The organism is Bacillus sp. E214, from assembly GCF_008087365.1.
Lineage (GTDB): Bacteria > Bacillota > Bacilli > Bacillales > Pradoshiaceae > Pradoshia.
On record NZ_VENN01000001.1, the window covers coordinates 246,282 to 267,749 of the forward strand.

Sequence of the window (21,468 nt, forward strand, 5' to 3'; positions counted from 1 at the left end):
GAAAGTGGGATCGATATCTTTTCTATTATGCAGTTTCATTTAAAGTACTCCTATCATTTTTGATATAAACTCTGATAGTGCAGACCTATCCAAGGAGATAATCGAGTTAGTTGCAATCTCTAGATTTATTCACTAATTCTGCATAGCATTTCTAAATATTGATACATCTTTTAGTAATATGGTACACTAAATATAAATTGCATCCTAAAGGGGTATGTATATGTTTGTAGAAAGGCAAAGCCTGATTGTTTGGCTGCATAGTCTAAAACAAGTGAAAACTCTGCGTAAAACAGGCAATCTGCATTATGTTTCCCGCAAATTAAAATATGCCGTATTATATGTAAATATGGACGAAATAGAAGCAGTTTCAGAAAAATTATCTTCCTATGCTTTTGTCAAAAAAGTTGAATTTTCTCAAAAACCTTTTATTAAAACTGAATTTGAGAGTAAAAAGCATGAAAAAGAAAAGGAAGAATATAGAATAGGCATTTAAAGAAAACCGGATCCTAATGGGTCCGGTTTTTCTTTATTGCCATGGGGGTAAAAAACGGTTCATGCGCAGGATACCTATTAAATACTGATAATAAAGGTCAGGGTCAGCAAAAGTAGATGAATGCCTAACTTCCAACGATATAATTTCTTTACCTTGCTCCTTGGCTGCTTGGTCAAAAAGTTCATAACGCTTGCTTGGCTTATTAACTAAAACAGGTATTCCTTCTCTGCAAATATAAAGTGGGATGAAGTCGCCATAGCTTGATTTTTTCATAACCAATACAAACGACATGACTTTGCCGCTAGGTCCCTCTGACTGTAAGCATAAAAAATAATTGATTCGATATTGATTAGCCTTTGCTAATTCCAATAGCTCATAAAGGTCAGAATATCCGGGGCCTAGTTCTATAAAACGTTGATTCATTCTTGTTTTTCCTCCTGTAAATCGGATATTGATAAGTGTATCATAATCCGGTCTAGTTCATCAGGAATATAAATGTATCCCAATAAAGTGTTCGAATCAACTGTTCTATTAATCAAATTAGTTATTTTTGAAACTGTCCACCTTGTTCACTGTGGAAAAAATGGGTGTCGGTTGATCTGTAGTTAATTCACCTAAAAGAAAAGCCCTGGCACACATAGGCGCCAGGGCTTCCTTCTACGCGCTTTTACAAACGCAGAAGGCAAAGGGAGAGGAGAAACCGGAGGAAGAACTTATGGGGAAACGTAAGTCTTCTCCGCGGTTGGCAACAACACCTCTGAAGATGTTGTTGTTAGTAGTATGACCAAATCAACCTGAACTATTCACTGATCGCAGAAATTTGATTTCTATTTGTGAAATCAAGATTTTGTGGTAGGATATTTTAGAAAGTTGAATACATATGAAATTTGGTGACAGATTATGCGAGTCATTTCAGGTACTTGTAAAGGAAGGCCATTAAAGGCTGTTCCAGGCATGACAACCCGGCCAACAACGGACAAAGTAAAAGAATCTTTATTTAATATTGTAGGACCATATTTTGAAGGTGGAGCGGTTCTGGATTTATTTTCAGGAAGCGGATCCCTTGGGCTTGAAGCCTTGAGCAGAGGAATGGAAAAAGGAGTTTTTGTTGATAAGGACTCAAAAGCTATTCAAATTATTAAAACGAATATCAGTTCATGTAAATTCGAAAGTCAATCCGAGGTACATAGGAGTGATGCTTTAAGATCATTAAAAGCTCTTGGAAAGAGAAAAGCTCAATTTGACCTCATTTTTATGGATCCTCCCTATAAAATAGCTAATATGATACCTGTTCTTATTGAAGAAATCGAAAGTGCTGAATTATTGGCAGAAGACGGTATGATAATATGCGAACATGGAGAAGAATTAACGTTGCCTGAAAAGATTGGTAATTTTACTAAGTTCCGTGTTGAAAAGTATGGCATTACGGCTGTGTCCTTTTTTGAGCGTTAAATATTTATAGAAATGGGGGGAGAATAGTGAAGAAAATAGCTGTATGTCCTGGAAGTTTTGATCCTATAACATATGGACATCTTGATATTATTCAAAGAGGAGCAAACATATTTGACGAAATATATGTCGGTGTCCTTCATAATTCTGCTAAAAAATCTCTATTTACTGTGGAGGAGAGAGTGCAAATCATTGAAGAAGCAACTGCCCATATACCAAATGTGAAAGTGGATAGCTTTCAGGGGTTGCTCGTGGATTATGCTAAGGCAAGAAATGCAAATGCAGTCATCCGAGGGTTGAGAGCCGTTTCTGACTTCGAGTATGAGATGCAAATCACCTCTATGAATCGCTTATTAAACGATCAAATTGAAACATTCTTTATCATGACAAATAATCAATATTCTTTTTTGAGCTCATCGATCGTAAAAGAAGTAGCGAAGTACGGTGGAGATGTTTCAGAGCTTGTTCCTGAATGTGTACAAAAACGGCTGAGAATAAAGATGTCTGAATAAAATGTACTCATTTATATTGCTGTTAAAAAGAAGCCAATCCTACTTAAATTAGGGATTGGCTTTTTATATGGATTTCCTATACTGTATGTATAATAAAAGGGTGTAGCCAGCCAAAGAAAGAATAGTAATCAATGCACCGTAATTAAGGAAGAAACTGAAGATAGTGCTGGATAATCCCTGCGTTTCCATTGAAAAAACAAATTCGGTGATTGATGTATTTTCAGAAGTAGATAATCGCAGATATACAGGTTTCCACAAAATCAATGTAAGTATCGCAGCAAAAAATGTATGGATGAGGCGTGCAAGAAAGAATGGTTTAAAGCGTATATCTGTTTCGGCTAAGATGCTGGCAACTTGAGCTTGTATACTGAATCCTCCAAATGCGAGTAAAGCACTGACTATGATTGCTTGTGTCAATAGTGTTGCACCGCCAGCTTGGCTTGTTAATTGCGATCCCAACGTGATTTCAAATAACCCCGAAATAAAAGGGATGCTTAAAGTAGATGGCAGATGAAGCGTGTGGAACAGGCTGCTGAAAATGGATGCAAAGAAGCTGGTAATATGTAAGTGAAACAATAGCTTGTTGATCACGGAAAAAATAATGATAAATCCTCCAATCATCAAAAGGGTTTGTATGGAGGAATTAACTGCGTCTCCTAATATTTTTCCAAATGGCCGCTGGTCATTTAGACGGGTACGGTGCATACTTTTTAAAGCTGTCATGATTGGGAAAATACTTGTATCTTTTTTACTGCGGTTAAGATTTTTTTTCTCTTCATTTCTCCCGTAAAACCTCATTACTAAACCGACGAAAATATTCGCTGCATAATGAGTTAATCCTAAAAGTATTCCAAGTTTAGCATTATTAAAAAAACCGATAGATACAGCACCGAAAATAAATAATGGATTCGATGAGCTGGTAAACGACACTAACCGTTCAGCTTCTATTCTGGATAGCTGACCTTCATCTCTCAGCCTAGCTGTTAGTTTTGCTCCAGAAGGATTACCGGATGCAAGTCCCATTGCCCATACAAATCCTCCTACTCCTGGTACCTTAAACAATGGACGCATTAGTGGCTCTAAAAAGACACCCAGTAGTTTTACGACACCAAATGCAATCAACATTTCTGCAATAATTAAAAAAGGCAATAAGGAAGGAAAGACAATTTCAAGCCATATATTCAACCCTCGAACAGAGGCTTCGAAGGCTTCCTGTGGCATCAAGATCAATGCAGCTGCCATAATAACTGCAATTAACGCAAAAAGCATTGATTTTAAGATTGATTTATCCAATTTATATCCCTTCCCTTATTAAATTTAAGCGTGGTAAATAATCTGGTGCTAAAATATATTTAGTAAAATCAAAAGAAGTTTTGTATATAGCTGGGTTGTCCCCAATAACAAAATATACTCAAAGTAAAATAATTTAGAACTAAGACTCCTATTAAGGGAACATGCCTTAAATCAGTACGGATAAAGGAGAGTCAAAAGAAATGGAACCTAAAATTGGATTAGCGCTTGGCTCTGGTGGTGCAAGGGGATTTGCACATATTGGTTTATTAAAAGTGCTAAATAGTGAAGGTATAAATATCGACTATATAGCCGGGAGCAGTATGGGAGCTTTAATAGGCAGTTTTTATGCAAGTGGATCAGATTTAGAACTGCTGCAAAAAGTTTCGTTGCAATTTAAAAGAAAATACTTTATGGATCTGACTGTACCGAGATTAGGTTTTGTAGCCGGGAAAAAGATTGAGGAATACATTCGATTATTTACAAAAAATCAAAATATAGAGGATCTTTCAATTCCATTGGCTATAGTGGCAACGGATATAGAAAAAGGAGAGAGAGTTATTTTTACGGAAGGTCCGGTTTATGAAGCGGTAAGAGCTAGTATATCGATACCTGGCATTTTTGTGCCTAAACGGATCAATGGGAAATTACTTGTAGATGGAGGATTAATGGATCGGGTCCCTGTCTCGGTTGTGAAAGAAATGGGAGCGGATATTGTGATTGCAAGCGATGTCTCTGCAACAAGAGGAGATACGGATATTGAATCTATATACGATGTTATTTTTAAAAGTTTAGATATACTGCAAATGGAAATTGTCAAAATGAAAGGGATTAACGCTGACGTAATGATTCAGCCTGCTGTAGAATCATTTAGTTCATTGGCATTTACAAACATTCTTGAAATTATTATGATTGGGGAGCAAGAAGCAAGAAAAAAACTGCCGGAGATTAAAGAGGCCATACAGCATTGGAAGGAGAAAAAAGATGAAGCATAAGCGTAAACTTAATATAGGCAAAATTGGGGTTGCAGTTCTATTGCTGGCATTTCTGGCTGCATTTTATAAATTGCCTTATTATGTTTCCACCCCTGGGTCGGCGGAGACATTGGAGCAATTTGTAGAGGTTGAAAATGGAAGTGAAGCAGATGGCTCTTTTATGCTGACAACGATCCGAATGGGCAGAGCGAATATTTATACATATGCATGGGCTAAAATAGCAGATTATCATAGGATTTATGAACTGGAACAAATTAGAAGTCAGGATGAAACCGATGAAGAATATACGGTTAGACAATTGAAATTGATGGATGATTCCCAAACATCCGCTATCCTGAACGGGTATAAAAAAGCAGGCTATGAAGCCAAAGTAAAAGTAGAAGGCATATATGTGCTGCAGATTGCCAAGGGTAAACCTGCAGACGGAGTATTGAAACCTGGAGATCGAATTATTAAAGTCGATGGAAGTGAAATTGAGTCAAGTGAATTTTTCATAGACTATATCTCCTCGAAAAAAGCTGGGGACCAAGTGAAATTAGAAATAAAGCGTGATAATAAAAATATTGTTAAGACACTTCAATTGGAGATGCTAGAGGAAACTGGACGAGTTGGCGTTGGCATTACCTTGGTTGAGGATCGAAGTGTTGAAACAGACCGAGATATCGAGATAAACGCAGATAGCATTGGGGGGCCTTCTGCTGGGTTAATGTTTACATTGGAGATCTTTAATCAATTAACGGAAGAGGATTACACGAAAGGGAAGAAAATAGCAGGAACAGGTACCATTTCTGATGATGGAACAGTCGGTCCTATCGGTGGTGTTGATCAGAAAATTGTAGCAGCTGATCGTGCAGATGCGGAAGTGTTTTTTGCACCCAATCAACAAGGTGCTGAGGAATCGGATTATAAAATTGCTGTAAAAACAGCAGAAGAGATTGGAACAGATATGATTATTGTTCCTGTGGACACAGTTGATGATGCACTGGATTATTTAAAAAGCATGAAATAAGAGCTGCTTGATTTAAAGCAGAAGCCATTGATTCGTACGGTGAATCAATGGCTTCGTTTTTTAATCAGTTAATACAATGGGTGACATATATTCACGTTTTTGAGCTTTCATAGAAATAGCTGAGGGAAGAGCGGCAGCATGAACAATGGCAGCCCTCTTATCAATATTTATTAAAGGATTTTTACAGGCTGCTAAACGTGATACGATATGATTTCCCTTTTCTTTTTTTATGCTTTTTAAATATTGCTGCCCGGCAGCTGTAAATCCCAATACGCGAATATATGGCGGAGTCAGGTCTTTTGGCATTTCATCTCTTGTGAAATTTAACAGCGTATAGGTTAGTATTCTTTGTAGCCGAGTCCAGGTATAACGCTTCGTTTTAATTAGTGACATAAAATCCATGAAATTACTGGCGCGTTCAGCGGCTTCGATTAATCGATTCTCTAAGCCCTCTTTCATTTCGTAAATTTGGGCAAGAGATTCTGCGGGCGTCGTGATTAATTTAACTTTTAAAAATGGCCAATACAACTCCCAATTATGCAAAGTGCGCTGCTCTGTTAGATATGCTTTTAGATGGGCAAATGTTGTATCCGGAACAAAGGAAGAGATAGCATCCAGTTTACCGCTTTCCATTAATTCTTTCCGTATACCAGTTGCACTTGCTATTGTACCTGGCATGAGAGTTGGATCGTGATATCCGGAACCTGTTCGTTTAATGGTTACTGGCTCGATGGATAATTTATGTTTTAAAATCGCGGATACATAGTGATATCCAAGGATATTATTAGGCTGGTCTAAAGAAAGCATAGAAGGATGACGCGCTTGTAATTCCGAAAAGGCCAGAGAAGCAGCCTTGGGGTAGCTGTATCCCTCCTTGCTATAGTGCTGTATCCATTGATCGATTTCCTTAGAATTTTCCTGAATAATTGAGTATGTATGTATAAAAGGTTCTATTTCTCCTTGCTCGCTGCCAAAACAAACAGACTGACAGCCAACTTCCTCTAATAATAGGATAGATGCTTCGGAGAAATATTCAGCCTTTTGAACAGCATGAACAAATGGAAGTTCGATGATTAGATCAATACCAGCCTTTAAGGCCATGGAAGTCCTTGTCCATTTATCCACCAGGGCTGGTTCCCCCCGCTGAAGGAAATTTCCGCTCATCACGCCTATGGTCACATCAGCATTTGTAATAGCTTTGGCTTGTTGTAAATGATATAAATGTCCATTATGAAAAGGATTATATTCTACTACAAGTCCCAGGGCATTCATATTGTACACCTCCTGATAAATGGTTGTTTTTTTTATAGTATATGATGGAGGAATCAGGAAGCAAGCATTCCCTAAACTTGCACTTGATTAATTCTGTTTTCAAAATGAAACATTTCGGGTAAAATAAATAGATAAGCGCTTAAAATTTGCATAAGGGTATCACATATGGCTGTAAAGAAAAAACATTGACAAATGAATTTACCAAAGCTATAATTACCTTTGTTGCCTTGAGGTGATATAATATGAAATGGACAATTCCACAACTGCAAAAATTTCGCGACAATGGTTTTAATGTAGATGAGACAGCAGATCTTTCTGAACTGAAAAAGGCAGATCCGCAAATTCGTGATATTTCACCAATTCGTGTATTTGGGAAAGCTGACTTGAGTTCCAATCGAGTTACTTTTCATTTGAAAATATCTGGTACATTGACATTACCATGTTCAAGAACCTTAGTTGATGTCCCATTCCCAATCGATGTTCAAACAACAGAGACATACCTTTTTAATCAATATGAAGGTATGGAGACTGAGGATGGAGAATATCATGTGGCTGAGGGTGATGTAGTGGATCTTACGCCGGTAATCAAAGAAATAATTCTCACGGAGATTCCATTGCAGGTATTCTGTGATACGGATCATCCTGTAGGTGCTGCTCCGCTAGCTGGAGATGACTGGGAATTAATCTTAGAGGACCAACAAGTTAAAAAAGTTGACCCAAGACTGGCAAAGTTGGCCCATTTTTTTGACAACAATGATGATAACAGTGAAAAATGAAAGACTACATAAGTCTTCCATAGAACCATCGTTTTTTAAGGAGGTGTAAAACATGGCTGTACCTTTCAGAAGAACTTCGAAAACTAGAAAGAGATTGCGTCGTACGCATTTCAAACTTCAAGTCCCTGGTATGGTTGAATGCCCAAACTGCGGTGAAATGAAATTATCTCACCGTATCTGTAAAGCATGTGGAACATACAAAGGAAAAGAAGTTGTAAATAAATAATCAACTCGAGAGAACACAGGGAAACCTGTGTTCTTTTTTGTTTTTAAGGGGGATTCACGGTGAAAGAAGTGATTGTGGAGAAAAAAGAAGGATATTTGCTTGTTACGCTAAACCGGCCGCATGTTAGGAACGCCATAAATTTTGAGGTTATGGATTTATTGGAAGAGTCCATCGAACAAGTGAAAACGGATGGAAATTGTAAGGCCATGGTGATCACAGGAACTGGTAATGTTTTTTGTTCGGGTGGTGATTTAAAAGTCTTTCATCTTCTTGATAATCAAAAAGATGCTTACCAAATGTTATCGCGTATGGGAGAAATTTTATATAAAATAGCTACTTTGCCGAAGCCTGTTTTTGCTTTTTTAAATGGACCGGCTGTCGGCGGTGGATTGGAACTGGCTACAGCATGTGATTTTCGATATGTAAAAAAAGGATCTTTTATGGGCTTTATTCAAATTCAGCAGGGAATTACCACCGGTTGGGGCGGTGGAGCTCTTTTACTTGAGAGGGTGGCAGAATCCAAGGGACTGGAATGGCTGATGTCGGGGAGAAAATTTTCTGAAGAAGAGGCAAGCTTGTATGGATTTGCAAATGGCGTTGTGTCAAATATAGATGAGAAAACCATAGTAGGGATTATTGAGCCTATTATTAAAAATGATATTAATGCGTTGATGGCGTATAAAAGTATGACTATCCGCAAAAAGAAAGCATCTGATTTGTATAAACGGATGCAAGAAGAGATTAAACGATGTTCAGAGTTATGGGTATTACCATTCCATATGGAGACTGTGGAACGATTTCAGAAAAAGTCTCAATAAGAAGCGATTATCATGTTAATAGAATCTTGTTTATTCTATCTTTCCTACTAGACGCATATGATTGAATATTATGAATGCTTATTGGGGGGAAGAGTGGATGACAGGTTCAAGGCAGGATGGATGGTCGCAGGATGAGGATGTCTATTTGGCGGAGGTGGTATTACGCCATATCCGTGAGGGAAGCACACAATTAAAAGCATTTGAAGAGGTTGGTAAAGGGTTGTCGAGAACTCCGGCTGCATGTGGCTTTAGATGGAATTCTTATGTCCGTAAGCAATATTCGGAAGGGATAGAGCTGGCTAAAAAAGTACGTAAAGATCTTAAAAAATCGCTAGGGACTGCGGAATTGGAGGTGGAGCAGCCGCAGCGTGAGGAACAAAAAATCTCGGTCGGAATAGTCGGGGATGCTGAGCTCAATCTTTCTCTAGATACGGTTATTGCCTATTTAACCAACTTAAAGAGTAGGTTGGAAGAACGATCATTCCGCTCGCCTGAAGAATTACTGCTGGAATACTCAGAGTTAAAAAAGCACGCAGATTATTTAGTTCAAGAGAGAGATACAGTAGAAATACGATTTAAGCAGATGGAGAAGGATTACCGTGGATTGCTTGATTTACTGAATCGGGCACGTCAATTATCGGAGGAAAAATGATGATTGCTACAGGAGCATGCCTTTTTAAAAGGTGTGCTTCTATTAATGTTTGATGAAAAGAAAAAGCTTTCTCGCTGGAAAGCTTAAAGTCAATCTATTTATCATTATTAGGCTGCCAAATCAGTGGGTTCTCTCCTAAATCTCTTTCCATATCATACTCTACAGGTTCGAAGCCCTGTTTTTCCCAAAAAGTACGCGAATGGACTCTTGGGTTTGTTTTGATCGGCAGGCCAAGGTCTTTGGAGAATTGGACGAGCATGGTGCCGTATCCCTTTTTTTGATAATCCGGTAAAACTTCAAGCTTCCATATTTCGTAGTAATCCTGTGGAGGGTCAAAATATTTATCAAACCTGGCATCGATTTTATAAAGACTCATCCTGGCCACTAATTTATCCCCAAAATAGATGCCGTAAAAAGGTGATTCGCTATTATCTTCAATAAGATTTGCCTGCAGATCTTCTAGCATGGATAATTCCTGCAAACCATATTCCTTAAATTTCTTGAATTCTTCAAGCGTGCGGTAGTTAACGCGTAATTTTTCAACCTTTACACTCACTTCATAGCCCCCTTAAATGTATGTGAAAAGTTTATACTTATATTTCCATTATAGCTAAATATATAGAAAAATCATAATTTTTAGTCGTCAGGACGGCTACTGAAACACTGGTTGAGTGAGTGATCGGCCGAATAAGTGTGAATAAGTGTGAAATTCAGCCGAATAAGTAGGTAATCCGGCCAATCGACAAAGAAATAGAGCGGAGTTCATGATTAATCCAGCCACAAGAATGAAGTGGTTGATAAGCGATTATGCTATTCCTCCAAACTACAAGGAAATAGAGAGGAAGCCATCGATAATTCAGCTAAATGACGATTGACTAAAACAGGATGGAGTTATCTTTTCATCATACATAGCAAATGTTACAATTATTGCAAAAGATCACTTGGAGGAAAACATGAGGATTGGGATTATAGGAGGAGGGGCAATTGGATTATTGGCAGCCTCCAAGCTGAGTGATAACCATCAAATTACGCTATTCACGCACACATCATTACAAGCGGACGAAATTAATGAAAAAGGAATTACCCTAATTGACATGCAGGGTGAGGTTAATTATAAAAATATTAATGCGGTATGTATTGATGATTCGGAACATTTAATTCAAAGACAAGAAATCATCATTCTAAGCGTAAAGCAGACCGCTCTCATAGAACTATGGTCTCTACTAGAAGAGAATGCATCTGCAGTTGTCTTTTTACAAAACGGTATGAGCCATTTCGCTCATTTACCTGAATTGCTGGTTTCCACAATCTATACTGGGATTGTTGAGCATGGTGCCATTCGGGAAAATAATCATACGGTTCACCATACAGGAATTGGAATGATAAAAATGGGCTTATATAGAGGAAGGAAGCTGCCGGGTATGGAATATTTGGATACGGATGGTTTTCCGGTGCAATTGCTCCCTGATATCAAATCAATTCATACTGAAAAATTGATTATTAATTCTGTTATAAACCCGTTGACCAGTATATTAGGGGTTCGCAACGGTGAATTAATAAAAAATACATATTACATTAAGCTGTTGAAATCCATCTGTCAGGAGGTTTGTCATTCGTTATTAATTCCGGAAACTGAGCATCAGATTTATTTAGAGAGAGTTATTACAATATGTGGTCGAACAGCTAAGAATACCTCTTCTATGTTAAGGGATCTTCAGTTGGGTAAAAAAACTGAAATAGAGGCAATCCTTGGATATTGTATTCGCGAAGCAGATAAGAATGATATCCCAGCACCTCAATGTAAAATGCTGTTTAATATGGTGCGTGGTATGGAAGAAAGTGAGGAGATGTGAGTGGACAGCTTATTAGCAGGCCTTATCGCTATTTGCGTAATCATGCCAATTATTGTTTATTTGACCGTATATACAATTTCCCGACAGATGCTTAAAAATAACAAAAAGGCAGTCAGGCTTTCTGCCGACGCTACGACGGTTTTTTTGATTATGGCAGTTCATTATGCAATCATCGCTCTTTTTGAACATTCATACTTATGGATTATTTTAATTGTCTTGATTATAATCGCTTCCGCTGTGTTGTTTATGCATTACAAAGTAAGGGAAGAGGTTGACTTGAAAAGAGTTTTCACTGGTTTTTGGAGAGCTTCATTCCTGTTATTCTCTGCCGCCTATTTTTTATTGGCCGCAATTGGGATTCTTGAGAGAATAGTAAAAGTATTTACATAGGAGAGTAGCAATACCTTTTAAAGCTTTCAAAGGGAATGATATACTGTTATATGAATTTGTTCAAAAGGAGACAACCATTGATGATGGAATACATAAAAATGAATCTTCCAGCTATGAATAGTTTTGCATCTGACTATATCAAGGGAAGTATAAATAAATCTTTTGCAGAGTATGATTGGAAGAATGAGAAGCATATTCAAGATCGGGCGGATTGGCTTGATGGTCGAACTTATCCACGAGATGAAATGGCAACCTATATTGAATCCTTCATGAGTAAATATGGAATATCAGAGCAAGTAAAGGAAAATATCGATGCCTTGCGTGAGGATGCTTTAGTAATCGTTGGGGGCCAGCAAGCAGGATTATTGACTGGACCGCTGTATTCTATTCATAAAGTTATCTCGATTATAAAATTGGCAAAGGAACAAAGTGAAAGATTAAATAAAAGGGTAGTCCCAATCTTCTGGATTGCTGGTGAGGATCATGATTACCAAGAGATTAATCATGTTTACGCTGAAGAGGGGCATGAAACTAAAAAAATCGTGTACCCGGAAAAACCTTTATCGAAAAAAATGATATCTGATATTAATATGAATCCGGATATAGCGAAAGATTGGCTGCAGGATGTATTTTCCTTATGGGGAGAGACAGAGCGTACGAACGAATTGCTGGATTGGGCGGAAAAAGCAATTGATCAATCCGAAACCATCACCGATTTTTTCGCTATTCTTATAAATGATCTCTTTAAAATGCATGGTCTCTTAATGGTGGATTCAGGTGACCCAGGCTTTAGGAAGCTGGCTGGGCCTGTCTATCAGCAAATTGCTTATGAAGCAGGAATTAGCAAAGCCGTAATTGAACAGCAAAATCTTTTGAAAAAAAACGGATATAATCCGATTATTGATCTTGATGAACAATGTACGAACTTATTTTACTACGAGCCTTCAACTCTTAACCGGCTGCTGTTGGAACGTGAAGAAGGTTCAAGTGACTTAATTGGGAAGGGAAGCGGAATTAAATTATCACAAATAGAGCTGGATCGTTTACTATCTAAACATCCAGAGTATTTCAGTACAAATGTTGTATCTCGTCCACTTTTACAGGAAAAACTGTTTCCTGTCTTAGGATTTATAGCTGGACCCGGCGAGATTGCCTATTGGAGTGAAATTAAACCTGCGTTTGCCATGACTGGAGAAAAGATGCCACCGATATGGCCTCGACTTTCCTTTACGTTATTGGAAGGAAATATTGAAAGATTATTAGAGGAACTTAATCTTCCCTTGGAAAAAGTTTTGAGAAAAGGTTGTTCAGAGGATAGGGAGTTCTATCTGGAAGAATTGCGTAAACAGGCTCCGGATACATATAGCAGTATAATTAAAAATCTGGAATCTGCTCATCTTACGTGGCAACAAAAAGCGGTTGAATTCGATAAAGGATTGGAACCTCTTTTCGAAAAAAATCGCCACTTGATTAAAGAACAGCTCCTTTTTATGCAGAAAAAGGTGGAGAGCCATTTAGAGAGAAAAAATGAAGAAACGATTGCAAAATACAATCGTGTCGAAAATAGTCTCCATCCGGCAGGCGGCCTGCAGGAAAGAATTCTCAATCCGTTTTACTTTTTCAATCAATATGGGACATTATGGGTCGATTGCCTCTTGGCGGAATCGCTCGAATTTGATGGGTCGCATTATGTCGTAACCATATAAAGATGCTGTAAGAACTTAAGTGGAGATTTGCTTCGTTTGACAATAAATAAAGAGTGAATTATGGAAGCTTTTGTCCAAATAGAACATAAAAAAACAGATAATAATATCTAGAAAAAACTGTCTTAGAAAGGCAGTTTTTTTGTTTTTCTAGGCTTGGCTGAAATCAATGAATCATAGTCTGAAATTTTATTCAAATATTAAAGTTTTTTTATATAAATTGTGGAGAAAAGTGGGGCGATGTGGTACTCTAAGGTGGAGAAGTGGGGTGAAGGACATGTTCATGGGTGAATACCATCATTCAATTGATTCAAAAGGACGCATAATCATACCTTCTAAATTTCGGGAAAGTTTAGGCGATATGTTTGTAATTACACGCGGCCTTGATCAATGCCTGTTTGGATATCCACTGGATGAATGGTCTCAACTTGAAGAAAAACTAAAAGGCCTTCCACTTACGAAGAAGGATGCAAGAGCATTTACCCGTTTCTTTTTTTCAGGTGCGACTGAATGTGAACTGGATAAACAGGGACGTGTGAACATCCCGGGACCACTTTTAAACTATGGAAAATTGGAAAAAGAATGCGTAGTTTTAGGAGTATCTAACCGGATAGAAATATGGAGTAAATCAATATGGGAAGAATATTTCTCGGAATCAGAAGAATCTTTCTCAGAGATTGCTGAAAATATGATTGGTTTTGATATTTAATGCGCATACTTCCTTTCAGGAAGGTGAAGAAATGTTTAATCATACGACTGTACTATTAAAAGAAGCTGTGGATGGACTGAATATAAAACCTGACGGTATCTATGTTGATTGTACCCTTGGGGGCGCAGGACACAGTGAATTAATTGCGAAGTCTTTATCCGGACAAGGAAGATTAATATCGTTTGACCAGGATGAGACTGCATTAAAGCATGCAGAGAAGAAGCTAGAGCCTTATATGGACAAGGTAACATTAATTAATAGTAATTTTGTTTATTTTGATGAAAAACTCACTGAATTAGGTATTACAAAGATAGACGGTATTCTATACGATCTGGGTGTTTCATCTCCTCAATTTGATACCCCGGAAAGAGGATTCAGCTATAACCATGACGCATTACTTGATATGCGAATGGATCTATCATCTCCTTTAACAGCTTATGATGTAGTGAATAGCTGGACATACGAAGAGTTGGTCCGGATTTTCTTTAGGTACGGTGAGGAAAAGTTTTCGAAACAAATTGCCCGCAAAATCGAACAAGCCAGAGAGATTGGGCCAATTCGTACAACCTTTGATTTGGTAGATATTATTAAGGAAGCTATCCCTGCTCCAGCAAGGCGAAAAGGCGGACATCCCGCTAAGCGAATCTTTCAAGCCATACGAATAGCCGTGAATGATGAACTGAGAGTTTTTGAAGTATCTTTAGAAAAAGTGCTTCCTATGCTCAATAAAGGCGGCAGAATTTCAGTGATTACGTTCCATTCGTTGGAAGATCGGATTTGCAAAAGCTTCTTTAAAGAACATTCGGAATTACCGCCAATGCCACATGGATTGCCGATTATTCCAAAAGAATTCGAGCCGGATTTAAAGTTGATAACCAGAAAACCGATTTTACCGAGTGAAGAAGAAGTGGAAGCGAATAAAAGAGCGCGTTCAGCTAAATTAAGAATAGCAGAAAAGAAATGAATAGATTATGAAAAATTATTTAATGGGAGGGGATAAACTTGAGTAGTTTAGCAAGAAAACTTCAGCAAGAACAGCAACGTCATGTAGGAACAACAACAAAGAAGGTTAAAGTAAAAGGCGGCATTACGATTGGTGAGAAGATTCTATATTTAACGTTCTCATTGTTTATCGCTTTCTTTGCTGTAAAAATCATTTCCGCACAAGCGAATATATACTCAACGAATAATGAAATTATTGCTCTTGAAAGCAAGATAGAGAATCAGGAAAAGCTTAATAAAGATTATGCAGATCAAGTGGCGGAGTTAAGTACATATGACCGAATCTGGCAAAAAGCAAAAGAATTGGGATTAACACTAAAAGATAAAAATGTTAAGGTAGTGCAAGATTAATGAGTAATCGAAAAAGCCGCAATAGGGGAGCAGCACTCTTATTTGTAATATTTGGGCTGCTTTTTTGTGTAGTATTTTTTCGCTTTTTGTATATTCAGTATACTGGTGTTGCCGGTGGACAGGAGCTTGCTGCTAAAGCGCAGGATAAGTATGAAGTCACCCGTACCTTGTCGGCACAAAGAGGAACGATTGTTGACAAAAATGGTGAGGTGCTGGCAAGGGATACGTCAACCTATAAGCTAATTGCCCTCCTTAATTCATCTGTAACTGAAAATCCGAAAAAGCCAAAACATGTTGTAGATAAGGAAGAAACAGCAAGAGTATTGGCTGAGCACATTGATATGGATGAAAGCGAAATATTAAGTCGTTTGAACAAAAAGGGACTTTATCAAACTGAATTTGGTGCTGCTGGACGTGATTTAACCCATCAACAAAAAAATGATATCGAAGGATTAAATTTACCAGGTATTACGTTTGTAAAGGATACGAAGAGATTTTATCCGAATGGAATCTTCTCCTCACATGTAATAGGGTTTGTTGAGAATAATGAAGAAACAGGGAAAACAACTGGAGCGTTAGGGCTAGAAAAAGAATTGGATAAGTATTTACAGGAAGAGGATGGATCTATCAAGTTTGAGGGTGACCTATGGCGAAATATTCTTCCTAATAAAGAGACGGTAGTGAACGAACCTTCGAATGGAGCTTCTGTTCAGCTGACGCTCGATAAAAAAATTCAAATCTTTTTAGAAGACGCAATGTCGGAAGTCAATAAGAAATATAACCCAACTAAAATGATTGGTGTCGTAGCAGATCCAAAGACAGGGAAAATATTGGCTATGTCACAGCGCCCTACTTTTGATTTAAACACAAGGGATGGACTTGCAGATACCTGGCAGAATCTAGCGGTTGAAGAATCTTTTGAGCCAGGTTCTACCATGAAGATTTTTACGTTGGCTGCTGCTGTTGAAGAAGGAGTATTTAATCCTAATGAAAAATATAAATCAGGCATGTTTAAGATTAAAGGTTCTAGACCGATAAGAGACCATAATGGTGGAGCAGGGTGGGGGACGATTAGCTATCTAGAAGGGGTTCAACGTTCTTCAAATGTTGCTTTTGCTAAATTGGCTGATGAAAAAATCGGAACTGAAAAACTTTTAACATACTTTGAAAGCTTTGGTTTTGGTAAAAAAACAGGTATTGATCTCCCGAGTGAAACGACCGGTAAATTTGTTTATAAATATAAATCTGAACAAATCACGACTGCCTTTGGGCAGGGTTCAACTGTTACACCGATCCAAATGATACAGGCAGCAACTGCCGTCGCAAATGACGGAAAAATGATGAAGCCCTATGTAGTTGAAAAAATTGTGGACTCCAACACGAAAAAAGTATTGAAGGAAACGAAACCTACTGTAGCAGGCAAACCGATTTCCAAGGAAACGGCAGCTGAGGTGCGTGATATATTGGAAACGGTCGTAACCTCTAAACATGGAACCGGTAAGCCATATAAATTGGATGGCTATGATGTTATAGGTAAAACGGGAACGGCTCAGATTCGCAGTCAAACTGGCGCGGGTTACGCTACTGGTCATGAAAATTATTTATTTTCTTTCTTAGGAATGGCACCGAAGGATAATCCTGAGGTTGTAGTATATGTGGCTATTCAACAGCCGAAAATCAGCGCTAGTGAGTCTGGTTCAGCCCCAGTTTCCCAAGTATTTAACTCAGTAATGGAAAATACATTAAAGTACCTAAATATTAAATCAGATAATACAAAGAAAAAATCCACTAGTGAAGTTCCTGAATTAAAAGAAACGAATGTTGAGACTGCTAAGGCGAAGGTTGAAGAGCTTGGCCTGACACCTATTGTTATAGGGAAAGGGATGAGTGTTTCTAAACAATCGCCGAGTGCAGGATCTCAGATTATTCAAGGAGAGAAGGTTCTTCTTCTGACCGATGGCGACTTAACAGTACCTAATTTTTCAGGATGGTCAATTAGGGATGTTATGAAGGCGGCTTCCTTAATGGAGGTGGAGTTAAATACTTCAGGCTCCGGGTATGCTGTTACTCAAAAACCAAAAGCAGGAACAAAATTGAAGGATGATACTTTCCTAGTTGTTCAATTTGAGAATCCTAAAACCATATATGAAAAATCAAAAGAGAATAGTTCAAAAACCAAGGAAGAGGATGTAGAATCCGATTAGATTTATTTCAGAGCCTGATAGCTTTTAAAGCTATCAGGCTCTTTTTTTCTTTTCATAATGTGCATACATAAACCAAAGGGTACAAGCATACAGTGAAAAAGAGTCGTGCATTGGAGGGATGGGCATGAGAGCATCAAATATTACTGTCAGAAAACGATTAATCGCAGCATTGTTGATCGGATTGTTCGTATTTCTGGTAATCATCATCAGACTAGGATATGTTCAGTTTTATTTAGGAGATTTTTTGACGGGCTTAGCTAAAGATTCGTGGAGCAGAAATGTTCCATTTGAGCCAAAACGGGGAGAGATCAAGGACCGTAATGGAGTGGTTTATGCTACCAATAAATCCGCCCCTACTGTTTATATTGTCCCTCGCCAGGTGGTGAATCCAGCGGATACAGCTAAACAAATAGCCTCAGTACTGAATATGAGGACGGATAAAGCTTTTAAACTCATAAGCTCAAATACGTCTATCGTAAAGATACCTGAAGGCCGAAAAATCAGCCACAATAAAGCAAAAGAAATTAGAAACTTAGATTTAAAAGGAGTCTATATTGCTGAGGACTCAATTCGTTATTATCCTAAAGGATCTACACTGGCACATGTTCTTGGATTTGCGGGTATCGATAATCAAGGATTGATGGGCCTTGAATTGGCCTATGATGATGAGCTGAAGGGACAAAAAGGGTATGTTAAGTTTTATGCTGATGCAAAAGGAAAACGGATGGAGAATATGGCTGATGACTATAAAGCTCCAGCAAATGGGTATGATTTAAAGCTAACAGTTGACAGCAGAATTCAAACGATTATTGATAGAGAACTGGAAATTGCCGAAGAAACATATAACCCCGATGGTATTGTTGCTATTGCCGTTAATCCTAATACAGGAGAAATACTGGCAATGTCGAGCAGGCCTACATTTGATCCGTCGAATTTTAGAAATGTGGCACCTGAGGTTTATAATCGGAACTTACCTGTATGGAGTACCTATGAGCCAGGTTCTACATTTAAGATTATTACGTTGGCCGCAGCGCTTGAAGAAGGAAAAGTGGATTTGAAAAATGATCATTTTTATGATCCAGGCTATACAAAGGTAGGCGGAGCTAGTTTAAGATGCTGGAAACGGGGGGGACATGGATCTGAAACATTCCTTGAGGTAGTACAGAACTCCTGTAACCCTGGGTTCGTTGAGCTTGGTCAAAGACTCGGAAAAGAAAAATTATTTAATTATATTCATGACTTTGGATTTGGAGAAAAAACGGGTATTGATTTACAGGGAGAGGGGAAAGGGATTTTATTTAATATAAATCGAGTTGGCCCGGTTGAACAGGCAACAACTGCTTTTGGCCAAGGAGTCTCAGTTACACCAATCCAACAGGTGATGGCTGTGTCGGCGGCGATTAACGGCGGAACACTTTATACCCCCTATATCGCAAAAGAAATTGTAAATCCTGTCACAGGTGATACCATCATTAAGAAAACTCCAAAGGCGAAAAGGAATGTTATCTCAAAGGAAACTTCAAAGGAAATTCGTGAAGCTCTTGAAACAGTAGTGGCACAAGGTTCAGGGAAAGGTGCATTTGTTGATGGTTATCGAGTTGGCGGGAAAACCGGTACAGCTCAGAAGGCTCAAAACGGCAGATACCTAGAAAATAATTTCATTGTCTCATTTATCGGGTTTGCACCAGCTGATGATCCGCAATTGGTTGTCTATTTAGCGATTGATAATCCAAAAGGAACGGTTCAATTTGGAGGGGTCGTAGCAGCTCCTATTGTTGGAAGGATCATGAAGGATAGTTTGCCAGCACTTGGTATTGAGCAGCGTAAAAATCAAGTAGAGAAAGAAAAAAACTATTTAGATCCGAGAATGGAAGAAGTTCCTGATTTGATTGGAATGACACTAAAGGATTTGGGTGAGCAATATTCTACCTTCAAAGTAGAAAAGTCTGGGAGCGGAAATCGGATTGTGCAGCAATCACCGCAAGCAGGTGTCAAATTGAAAGAGGGTTCTTCCATCCGAATATATCTGGAAGAGGATGATACAGAGGAATAATAGGTTATAAAAGTGGTGCTGCTTTCAGGATATTTCTGCATAGAATAACAAATTGGCAGCTGATAAAAGTTCTTTTCAGCTGCCTCTTCGTAATCTGAAAAAAGTGTAAGCGGTTATTCTTTTACCTGACTAGAAGATTATATACTTTATTATTTCTAAACGGCTTAAATTACGATACAATAGTGAAGATTGCTTTAAAAAGAAAGGAACAGTTTTATGAAACTCGATGAATTAATCTCTAGAATACCGTTTAAACAGAAACAGGGAGATGGCAACCCTCTTATTTCATCCATTGAGAATGACCACCGCAAGGTAAAGGAAGGCAGCTTGTTTATCTGTATTAAGGGATATACTGTCGACGGCCATGATCTTGCAGAAGAGGCGGTTAGAAATGGAGCAGTCGCTATTGTTGCAGAGAAGCCTCTATCACTCTCTGTACCTGTCGTAATTGTTAAAAGCACACAAAAGTTAATGGCTTTACTGGCTGATTTCTTTTATGGCCACCCTACACAAAAGCTTAATCTAATCGGAATTACCGGAACAAATGGAAAAACAACAATTAGTCATCTGGTAGAAAGAATATTTCAGGATGCAAACTATACAACAGGTTTAATCGGAACCATGTATACGAAGATTGGATCTGAAAAGTTCGAAACAAAAAATACAACACCTGATAGCCTAACCTTACAAAAAACATTTGCAGATATGGTGAACAATCGTGTACATACTGCAGTTATGGAAGTATCTTCGCATGCACTCGATATGGGGCGTGTATTTGGCTGTGATTACGATATTGCTGTTTTTTCAAACTTAACACAGGACCATCTTGATTATCATGGAACAATGGATAATTACCGTTATGCAAAAAGCTTATTATTCTCACGTTTAGGAAATACTTATCAGGATAATAAGCCGAAGTATGCCATTTTAAACGCTGATGATTCAGCATCCATCATGTTTGAAAAATCAACTTCTGCTAGTGTGGTAACATATGGAATTATTCAAAAAGCAGATGTTAGGGCAACTGATATTATTATTACTTCAGAAGGAACAAAATTTACTTTGACAACGCCAGACCATAGCTGTCCAATAACAATCCCGATGATTGGAAAATTCAACGTATACAATTGTCTGGCTGCCATTGCTGTTGGACTTGTTTCAGGTCTTCATATCAATCAGATCTTATCGTCTTTACAGAATATTAAAGGAGTGACGGGGCGTTTTGAGCCGGTCTTCGGAGGACAGGAATTTACAGTTATAGTAGATTATGCACATACACCTGATAGCTTGGAAAATGTTCTGAAGACAATCAATGAGTTTGCTTCTAAAAAAGTATATACGATCGTTGGCTGCGGTGGTGATCGTGATCGTACAAAACGTCCAATTATGGCTCGGGTAGCATGTGAATATAGTTCAAATGCCATATTCACATCTGATAATCCGAGGAGTGAAGATGCTTTATCCATTCTTTCTGATATGGAAAATGGTGTCGCCGGCTATGATTACAAAGTTATTGCTGATCGTAAGGAAGCAATTTATGATGCCGTGTTCAGTGCTGAACCTGGTGATGTAGTCCTGATTGCCGGAAAAGGTCATGAAAATTATCAAATCATTGGTAAGGAAGTTCTTCATTTTGACGATAAAGAAGTCGCATTAGAAGCAATTGAACAGAAATTAAATTTGAACCGAAGAGACGAAAGGGAGTAGAACC

At 38.1% G+C, this 21,468-nt stretch carries 22 protein-coding genes; 18 read left to right on the top strand and 4 right to left on the bottom strand.

The genetic code is table 11. The features are described 5' to 3' along the window. Nucleotides 1-220 precede the first annotated feature (220 nt). Nucleotides 221-493 carry a YlbG family protein gene (locus tag FHY47_RS01165; protein WP_066100758.1) on the top strand — a complete coding sequence of 91 codons (273 nt, stop codon included), beginning with the start codon at nt 221-223 and terminating at the stop codon, nt 491-493. Nucleotides 494-526: 33 nt separating this feature from the next. Here FHY47_RS01165 and FHY47_RS01170 read toward each other — a convergent pair whose 3' ends face one another. Then, entirely contained in the window at nt 527-916 is a 390-nt protein-coding gene (locus FHY47_RS01170) for a DUF7147 family protein (protein WP_066100755.1), read from the bottom strand. Between the two features lie 477 nt (nt 917-1,393). Here FHY47_RS01170 and rsmD point away from each other — a divergent pair, with 477 nt between their 5' ends. Both rsmD and coaD read left to right on the top strand, forming a co-directional pair. Further along, complete coding sequence (rsmD, locus tag FHY47_RS01175; RefSeq protein ID WP_066100754.1) at nt 1,394-1,945, top strand: 16S rRNA (guanine(966)-N(2))-methyltransferase RsmD; 552 nt, start codon at nt 1,394-1,396, stop codon at nt 1,943-1,945. 26 nt (nt 1,946-1,971) lie between these two features. Continuing rightward, nucleotides 1,972-2,454, top strand: a complete 483-nt coding sequence (gene coaD, locus FHY47_RS01180; RefSeq protein WP_066100752.1) for a pantetheine-phosphate adenylyltransferase — start codon at nt 1,972-1,974, stop codon at nt 2,452-2,454. 63 nt (nt 2,455-2,517) lie between these two features. On the opposite strand, the gene ylbJ is transcribed toward coaD, so the two are convergent. Next, entirely contained in the window at nt 2,518-3,723 is a 1,206-nt protein-coding gene (gene ylbJ / locus FHY47_RS01185; RefSeq protein ID WP_395940457.1) for a sporulation integral membrane protein YlbJ, read from the bottom strand. 224 nt (nt 3,724-3,947) lie between these two features. On the opposite strand from ylbJ, the gene FHY47_RS01190 reads away from it, so the two are divergent. Next, complete coding sequence (locus tag FHY47_RS01190) at nt 3,948-4,739, top strand: patatin-like phospholipase family protein (protein ID WP_148629536.1); 792 nt, start codon at nt 3,948-3,950, stop codon at nt 4,737-4,739. Next, nucleotides 4,729-5,748: a SepM family pheromone-processing serine protease gene (locus tag FHY47_RS01195; protein WP_066100745.1), complete on the top strand. Its 1,020-nt coding sequence runs from the start codon at nt 4,729-4,731 to the stop codon at nt 5,746-5,748. Before FHY47_RS01190 ends, FHY47_RS01195 begins: the two co-directional genes overlap by 11 nt. 60 nt (nt 5,749-5,808) lie before the next feature. Here the strand turns inward: FHY47_RS01195 and FHY47_RS01200 are convergent, their stop codons facing one another. Next, complete coding sequence (locus tag FHY47_RS01200; protein ID WP_148629537.1) at nt 5,809-7,020, bottom strand: nucleotidyltransferase; 1,212 nt, start codon at nt 7,018-7,020, stop codon at nt 5,809-5,811. A 242-nt stretch (nt 7,021-7,262) separates the two neighbouring features. Between FHY47_RS01200 and FHY47_RS01205 the strand changes: the two genes are divergently transcribed. The 4 genes from FHY47_RS01205 (at nt 7,263) to FHY47_RS19390 (ending at nt 9,492) form a co-directional block, all read left to right on the top strand. Continuing rightward, nucleotides 7,263-7,796, top strand: coding sequence for a YceD family protein (locus tag FHY47_RS01205; protein WP_066100738.1), 534 nt, complete (start codon nt 7,263-7,265; stop codon nt 7,794-7,796). Nucleotides 7,797-7,848: 52 nt separating this feature from the next. Then, entirely contained in the window at nt 7,849-8,022 is a 174-nt protein-coding gene (gene rpmF / locus FHY47_RS01210) for a 50S ribosomal protein L32 (protein ID WP_066100735.1), read from the top strand. Between the two features lie 59 nt (nt 8,023-8,081). Then, nucleotides 8,082-8,840 carry an enoyl-CoA hydratase/isomerase family protein gene (locus FHY47_RS01215; RefSeq protein ID WP_148629538.1) on the top strand — a complete coding sequence of 253 codons (759 nt, stop codon included), beginning with the start codon at nt 8,082-8,084 and terminating at the stop codon, nt 8,838-8,840. A 97-nt stretch (nt 8,841-8,937) separates the two neighbouring features. Continuing rightward, a complete protein-coding gene (locus FHY47_RS19390) occupies nt 8,938-9,492 on the top strand; it encodes an RsfA family transcriptional regulator (RefSeq protein WP_066100729.1) in 555 nt (184 codons plus the stop codon). Nucleotides 9,493-9,586: 94 nt separating this feature from the next. On the opposite strand, the gene FHY47_RS01225 is transcribed toward FHY47_RS19390, so the two are convergent. Beyond that, the gene (locus FHY47_RS01225; protein WP_148629539.1) at nt 9,587-10,048 is read right to left on the bottom strand and encodes an N-acetyltransferase; all 462 of its coding nucleotides are present in this window, start codon (nt 10,046-10,048) and stop codon (nt 9,587-9,589) included. Nucleotides 10,049-10,445: 397 nt separating this feature from the next. On the opposite strand from FHY47_RS01225, the gene FHY47_RS01230 reads away from it, so the two are divergent. The 9 genes from FHY47_RS01230 (at nt 10,446) to FHY47_RS01270 (ending at nt 21,464) form a co-directional block, all read left to right on the top strand. After that, nucleotides 10,446-11,345 carry a 2-dehydropantoate 2-reductase gene (locus tag FHY47_RS01230; protein WP_148629540.1) on the top strand — a complete coding sequence of 300 codons (900 nt, stop codon included), beginning with the start codon at nt 10,446-10,448 and terminating at the stop codon, nt 11,343-11,345. Beyond that, nucleotides 11,346-11,735: a DUF3397 domain-containing protein gene (locus tag FHY47_RS01235; RefSeq protein WP_077247941.1), complete on the top strand. Its 390-nt coding sequence runs from the start codon at nt 11,346-11,348 to the stop codon at nt 11,733-11,735. 80 nt (nt 11,736-11,815) lie between these two features. After that, a complete protein-coding gene (bshC, locus tag FHY47_RS01240) occupies nt 11,816-13,441 on the top strand; it encodes a bacillithiol biosynthesis cysteine-adding enzyme BshC (protein ID WP_175354214.1) in 1,626 nt (541 codons plus the stop codon). Between the two features lie 274 nt (nt 13,442-13,715). Next, a complete protein-coding gene (mraZ, locus tag FHY47_RS01245; protein ID WP_066102303.1) occupies nt 13,716-14,147 on the top strand; it encodes a division/cell wall cluster transcriptional repressor MraZ in 432 nt (143 codons plus the stop codon). 31 nt (nt 14,148-14,178) lie between these two features. After that, entirely contained in the window at nt 14,179-15,111 is a 933-nt protein-coding gene (gene rsmH / locus FHY47_RS01250; RefSeq protein ID WP_066102300.1) for a 16S rRNA (cytosine(1402)-N(4))-methyltransferase RsmH, read from the top strand. 38 nt (nt 15,112-15,149) lie between these two features. Further along, on the top strand, nt 15,150-15,500 hold the full coding sequence (gene ftsL, locus FHY47_RS01255; RefSeq protein WP_066100720.1) for a cell division protein FtsL: 351 nt from the start codon (nt 15,150-15,152) through the stop codon (nt 15,498-15,500). Next, complete coding sequence (locus FHY47_RS01260) at nt 15,500-17,704, top strand: penicillin-binding protein (protein WP_139891301.1); 2,205 nt, start codon at nt 15,500-15,502, stop codon at nt 17,702-17,704. Before ftsL ends, FHY47_RS01260 begins: the two co-directional genes overlap by 1 nt. A gap of 124 nt (nt 17,705-17,828) precedes the next feature. Further along, a complete protein-coding gene (locus FHY47_RS01265; protein WP_148629541.1) occupies nt 17,829-19,757 on the top strand; it encodes a stage V sporulation protein D in 1,929 nt (642 codons plus the stop codon). 216 nt (nt 19,758-19,973) lie between these two features. Beyond that, nucleotides 19,974-21,464, top strand: coding sequence for a UDP-N-acetylmuramoyl-L-alanyl-D-glutamate--2,6-diaminopimelate ligase (locus FHY47_RS01270; RefSeq protein WP_066100709.1), 1,491 nt, complete (start codon nt 19,974-19,976; stop codon nt 21,462-21,464). Nucleotides 21,465-21,468 lie beyond the last annotated feature (4 nt).

Excerpts from the sequence above, each read along its gene's own strand:
- FHY47_RS01165 (WP_066100758.1), top strand. The coding sequence starts at position 221 with ATGTTTGTAGAAAGGCAAAGCCTGATTGTTTGGCTGCATAGTCTAAAA.
- FHY47_RS01170 (WP_066100755.1), bottom strand. The coding sequence starts at position 916 with ATGAATCAACGTTTTATAGAACTAGGCCCCGGATATTCTGACCTTTAT.
- rsmD (WP_066100754.1), top strand. The coding sequence starts at position 1,394 with ATGCGAGTCATTTCAGGTACTTGTAAAGGAAGGCCATTAAAGGCTGTT.
- ylbJ (WP_395940457.1), bottom strand. The coding sequence starts at position 3,723 with ATGCTTTTTGCGTTAATTGCAGTTATTATGGCAGCTGCATTGATCTTG.
- FHY47_RS01190 (WP_148629536.1), top strand. The coding sequence starts at position 3,948 with ATGGAACCTAAAATTGGATTAGCGCTTGGCTCTGGTGGTGCAAGGGGA.
- FHY47_RS01195 (WP_066100745.1), top strand. The coding sequence starts at position 4,729 with ATGAAGCATAAGCGTAAACTTAATATAGGCAAAATTGGGGTTGCAGTT.
- FHY47_RS01200 (WP_148629537.1), bottom strand. The coding sequence starts at position 7,020 with ATGAATGCCCTGGGACTTGTAGTAGAATATAATCCTTTTCATAATGGA.
- FHY47_RS01205 (WP_066100738.1), top strand. The coding sequence starts at position 7,263 with ATGAAATGGACAATTCCACAACTGCAAAAATTTCGCGACAATGGTTTT.
- rpmF (WP_066100735.1), top strand. The coding sequence starts at position 7,849 with ATGGCTGTACCTTTCAGAAGAACTTCGAAAACTAGAAAGAGATTGCGT.
- FHY47_RS19390 (WP_066100729.1), top strand. The coding sequence starts at position 8,938 with ATGACAGGTTCAAGGCAGGATGGATGGTCGCAGGATGAGGATGTCTAT.
- FHY47_RS01230 (WP_148629540.1), top strand. The coding sequence starts at position 10,446 with ATGAGGATTGGGATTATAGGAGGAGGGGCAATTGGATTATTGGCAGCC.
- bshC (WP_175354214.1), top strand. The coding sequence starts at position 11,816 with ATGATGGAATACATAAAAATGAATCTTCCAGCTATGAATAGTTTTGCA.
- mraZ (WP_066102303.1), top strand. The coding sequence starts at position 13,716 with ATGTTCATGGGTGAATACCATCATTCAATTGATTCAAAAGGACGCATA.
- rsmH (WP_066102300.1), top strand. The coding sequence starts at position 14,179 with ATGTTTAATCATACGACTGTACTATTAAAAGAAGCTGTGGATGGACTG.
- FHY47_RS01260 (WP_139891301.1), top strand. The coding sequence starts at position 15,500 with ATGAGTAATCGAAAAAGCCGCAATAGGGGAGCAGCACTCTTATTTGTA.
- FHY47_RS01265 (WP_148629541.1), top strand. The coding sequence starts at position 17,829 with ATGAGAGCATCAAATATTACTGTCAGAAAACGATTAATCGCAGCATTG.
- FHY47_RS01270 (WP_066100709.1), top strand. The coding sequence starts at position 19,974 with ATGAAACTCGATGAATTAATCTCTAGAATACCGTTTAAACAGAAACAG.